Below are 1,296 nucleotides of genomic sequence, written 5' to 3'. Positions count from 1 at the left end.
TGGTCTGCCCCGATGGGGTGATCCGTTTATAATGTTAGTGCATGCTTGGTCTGCTTGCCACTGTTGGTGTTGACGCTGGCCCATTTTGTGGAGGCCAGACGGCTGCTTGGGGAGCCGGTGGCTTGTAGCGCAGTGATGAATGGGGCCGCACTGTGTTGTAATGCTGTCGCCAGTTTTCGATGATGATCTTGTTTGGTGGGCAATCGATTCATCGGATCGATTGCTTTTCCACCTCACCCTTGAGCGTGTAGAAGATTTCGCCGTTGAGCAGTTCGTCACGGAGTTTAGAGTTGAAGCTCTCGCAATAGCCGTTTTCCCATGGACTGCCCGGCATGACGTAGGCGGTCTTGGCACCGACTGCTGCGATCCACTCCCGTAGCGCCTTGGCGATGAACTCCGGCCCATTGTCGGAACGAATATGGGTGGGGACGCCGCGTAGGATGAAGAGGTCGGAAAGCACGTCGATGACATCGACGGCCTTCAGCTTTCTCTAGACCCTGATAGCGATGCATTTCCGCGTGAACTCATCGATCACGTTGAGCATGCGGATTTTCCTGCCGTTATGCGTGCGATCCTCGACGAAGTCGTAGGACCAGACATGGTTGGGATATTCCGGCCGAAGCCAGATGCACGAACTGTCGTTCAATCACAGTCGGCTGCGTTTCGGTTGCTTGTGAGGCACTTTTAACCCCTCCCGTCGCAAGATCGCCAAGACCCGTTTGACGTTCACGATCCATCCAGCCTGGTGCAGCATCGCCGTTATACGACGATAGCCATAGCGGCCATACCGGAGAGCGAGCGCCGTGATGTCTGCGGTCAACGCCGGTTCATCATCCGGGGTCTTGGCGATCTTGCGCTGAGTGGAACGATGCTGACCGAGAACCCGGCACGCCCGTCTCTCGGACACCTTCAGCTCATCGAGCACATGGTCTACACAAGCGCGGCGACGGACGGGGCTAAGAAGTTTCCCTTGGCGGCCTCCGCTAAAATCATCTTGTCCAGGATGAGATCGGAAACGGCGCACCGGAGCCGGGCATTCTCCGCTTCCAGCTCCTTCAGGCGCTTTACCTGATCACCCTATAAGCCGCCGTATTCGGAACGCCACCGGTAGCATGTAACTTCCGTCACGCCTATCGACCGGATCGCTTCCGCCATCGATTTTCCCTGCGCATACAATACGTCAACCTGGCGAAGCTTCGTGATGATCTCTTCTGCCTTGTGTCTTTTCACTGCCATTTCAATGTCCTTCTGAGGCTCATAAGCCATACTTCATGAAGGATCACTTTTCAGGGGGCA

Annotated in this window: 1 pseudogene; it reads right to left on the bottom strand. The window is 55.8% G+C overall.

The window, feature by feature from the left end:
- Window positions 1-34 precede the first annotated feature (34 nt).
- Window positions 35-1,236: pseudogene (locus WH356_RS23960) on the bottom strand (IS3 family transposase).
- Window positions 1,237-1,296: the final 60 nt, after the last annotated feature.

Origin of the sequence: Ochrobactrum sp. MYb379, assembly GCF_037479515.1 — a bacterium.
Classification (GTDB): Bacteria; Pseudomonadota; Alphaproteobacteria; order Rhizobiales; family Rhizobiaceae; genus Brucella.
Note: the sequence above shows the minus strand (reverse complement) of the source record. Positions and strands in the feature narration are given on the sequence as shown.